This is a genomic window from Candidatus Magnetobacterium casense (assembly GCF_019173545.1).
GTDB lineage: Bacteria > Nitrospirota > Thermodesulfovibrionia > Thermodesulfovibrionales > Magnetobacteriaceae > Magnetobacterium > Magnetobacterium cryptolimnobacter.
This window is the reverse complement of sequence record NZ_JABXWD010000521.1, coordinates 1-2,072: the sequence shown is the minus strand read 5'-3', so window position 1 is coordinate 2,072 and position 2,072 is coordinate 1. Positions and strand designations below refer to the sequence as shown.

Here is a 2,072-nt window from a genome sequence, read left to right as displayed (position 1 = left end):
TACAGCTTGAGTATAAACCCGATTCCATAATTCAAGGGACAACCCTACCCGATGAGCAGAACGACAACGATGCCACCATTACCTGGGGCACCAACCCCACGGGCGTCACTACTGAGATGTCGGAGCTGCAATTCGACCAATCCTACAATGAGTCTTACTATTACCAGTACCTGGCGCCGGGCAGCACGGACATCATCAACCCCGACCCCGAGACAATGACGGGCGATGTGGACCTTGTTAGATTGCGCGGCAACCCTTTGTACCCATTTGTGCAACTGCTCAGCATAGATGGTTTCCTGAACGAAAGGCTGGTTTGGCTGGGCTTAGCCTGGTTTCTCCTCATTCTCGCCATGTTCGGAGTACACCTGGGATTTGATACCAAGAAGGGCACGGAAAAGCCACAGCACTTCGTCTTGACTACCATCACCGGGATGGGACTGTCCATACTGTTCTACACGATGGGCATATTCCCCTGGTGGGTAATGCTACTCATGGCTTTCGGCCTAATCGGAGCCATAATCTGGGAGAGGCAACCGGTGATATAAGAAGGAGGTAACGGATATGTGCCAAGTAGAAATATCACGTGAAGGGGGTGTAGGGTGAAGCGAGGAATTATTATAGTTGTCATTCTGATATTGGCTGCAATCATGGTACGCTTCTTTGGCATTACCGCTGTCATAGTTGGAGTAGTTTGCCTCGGGCTAGGGTTACTCATTGGCAGGCGGCGGGGGCATCATCAAAAGGACATAGTAGTAAGGATTAAGAGGTAACTATGACGCATAGACTACTTGTGACGTTCCTTGTCATATTCATAGGCTGTTCGTTCCTGGCGGCCATCATGCAGGGTGGTGGCGGGATAGTCAGCACCCTGCTAACCGAGAATGTGACAGCCAACGCCACGGTGATCCCTGTTGTCAGCACCGCATCGTTCAACAATGAAGACATCATACGGCTGGGCAATGAGAAGATTCTGCATAGTTCAACGAATGCCACAGCCTTCATAGTGGCCGAGCGGGGCTACGATAACACCACCGCGGATGATTTTGCGGCCGGCAGTAGGGTCTACAGCACAGAGGCAGGCGTGCTCAATGATGCCTTCGGGTATAACCTCGGTGTGTCTATTGAAACCGGGGGCACCTGGGGCCTCATAATGGTGCCGATCAACTTCTTCACCACGACATTGCCTCACCTGATAGTTCTGAATGCCAATCTGTTCCGGCAGGGCACGGCGCTGGCTGTCATCCCCATATTCTGGTATGCCGCCGGGATAGCCCTGCTTGTGATAGTGGCCAAAGACCTGGCACCGATAGCGATATCGGCGTTCAGTGGGATATTTGGCTTGATAAGGAGGTAGATATGGTAAAAAAGGGCTGGTGTATCCTTCACGGCCATGGCAACTACGGGTCTGGGGGGAAACGTAGCTATGTCATAGTACAGAGCGGCTACGACAGTAAGGACAATGCCAAAGCTGCGGCAATGTCTGGGCGGTATGGCGATGTAATTGATGACCACCGCATCGTCAGGATGGCGCAGGTTAGACCCGTAGTAATAAAAGGTAGAAAAGTGAAGGCTCTTTACGAAGTCAGGCAGGGCGTATTCAGTAGATTCCGCAGGTAAGGAGGTAAGCAATGGAAGCATGGGCAGCTTTACAGTTCGCATTTGCCCTCGTCGTGGCCATTGGCTGTATAGCCCTTATCATCGGGCAGCTCTACAAGGCACAAAGGGCAGAGGAACAATCAGGATGGAACGAACTGAGACAAAAGATAGCAAGCATCCGGTAGCCCCCGAACAGAAGTACATACGCCTGCAGATAACGGGTATGTCCTTTTGCCTTGCCACTCCTGTAATGGGGGTGCTGGCAGGTATGTACGGCTTTGAAGACATTGCAATGACAATAGCCCTGGTGATGATTGTGATAGGGGTACTTATCTTCGACATAGGGCGTACAGGCAGACGTAGACTCAGGGAGCAGAACAAGGGGGAATAGAAGGTGCCAACAATAAAATTACCAGTAGGGCTAACCCGTGAACGAGCTATACAGCTTTTAGCCCAGCGGGGTATGACATTAAACC

At 51.4% G+C, this 2,072-nt stretch carries 5 protein-coding genes; all 5 read left to right on the top strand.

All coding sequences use genetic code 11. The features are described 5' to 3' along the window. Positions 1-545, top strand: a 545-nt coding sequence (locus tag HWQ67_RS17120) for a hypothetical protein (protein WP_218253904.1), incomplete at its 5' end; no start/stop codon positions are given. A 227-nt stretch (positions 546-772) separates the two neighbouring features. Continuing rightward, complete coding sequence (locus HWQ67_RS17115) at positions 773-1,354, top strand: hypothetical protein (protein ID WP_218253903.1); 582 nt, start codon at positions 773-775, stop codon at positions 1,352-1,354. A 2-nt stretch (positions 1,355-1,356) separates the two neighbouring features. Then, entirely contained in the window at positions 1,357-1,617 is a 261-nt protein-coding gene (locus HWQ67_RS17110; protein ID WP_218253902.1) for a hypothetical protein, read from the top strand. Positions 1,618-1,628: 11 nt separating this feature from the next. Beyond that, the gene (locus HWQ67_RS17105) at positions 1,629-1,781 is read left to right on the top strand and encodes a hypothetical protein (RefSeq protein ID WP_218253901.1); all 153 of its coding nucleotides are present in this window, start codon (positions 1,629-1,631) and stop codon (positions 1,779-1,781) included. Continuing rightward, complete coding sequence (locus tag HWQ67_RS17100; RefSeq protein ID WP_218253900.1) at positions 1,742-1,987, top strand: hypothetical protein; 246 nt, start codon at positions 1,742-1,744, stop codon at positions 1,985-1,987. The genes HWQ67_RS17105 and HWQ67_RS17100 overlap by 40 nt, the downstream gene beginning before the upstream one ends. Positions 1,988-2,072: the final 85 nt, after the last annotated feature.

Coding starts and splice junctions, on each gene's coding strand:
- HWQ67_RS17105 (WP_218253901.1), top strand. CDS start 1,629: ATGGAAGCATGGGCAGCTTTACAGTTCGCATTTGCCCTCGTCGTGGCC.
- HWQ67_RS17110 (WP_218253902.1), top strand. CDS start 1,357: ATGGTAAAAAAGGGCTGGTGTATCCTTCACGGCCATGGCAACTACGGG.
- HWQ67_RS17100 (WP_218253900.1), top strand. CDS start 1,742: ATGGAACGAACTGAGACAAAAGATAGCAAGCATCCGGTAGCCCCCGAA.
- HWQ67_RS17115 (WP_218253903.1), top strand. CDS start 773: ATGACGCATAGACTACTTGTGACGTTCCTTGTCATATTCATAGGCTGT.